1 protein-coding gene is annotated in these 346 nt (G+C 61.6%); it reads left to right on the forward strand.

Annotated elements, in window-relative coordinates:
* The coding region (locus CVH10_RS18605) for a serpin family protein (RefSeq protein ID WP_219924819.1) at nt 1–346 on the forward strand (346 nt) is incomplete at both ends.

The following is a 346-nucleotide window of genomic DNA, read 5'->3' on the forward strand; positions in this document are numbered from 1 at the left end:
AACACAAGCGACCAAACATTCTACCGGGCCGATGGCTCGCGCCTGTCGACGCCGATGATGTATCAGCGTGGGTACCTGCGCCTGCTGGAAACCGGGGCCTTGCAGGCCATCGATCTCCCTTATAGGGGCGATCGGCTGTCGATGACTGTGATCCTGCCGCGCACGCGCGGCGGCCTGTCGGACGTGGAGGCTCAACTCAGCGCCAATCTTGCGGGCTGGCTCATTGCACTTGATGAGGAGGAGCCTCGGCGGGTCCTGCTTTATCTTCCAAAGACCGAGACGGCGCTCAGCTACGATCTTATCCAGCAACTGACCATGCTGGGCATGGGGATCGCCTTCGCCGATG

It is taken from the genome of Halomonas sp. ND22Bw, from assembly GCF_003011945.1.
GTDB lineage: Bacteria > Pseudomonadota > Gammaproteobacteria > Pseudomonadales > Halomonadaceae > Halomonas > Halomonas halophila.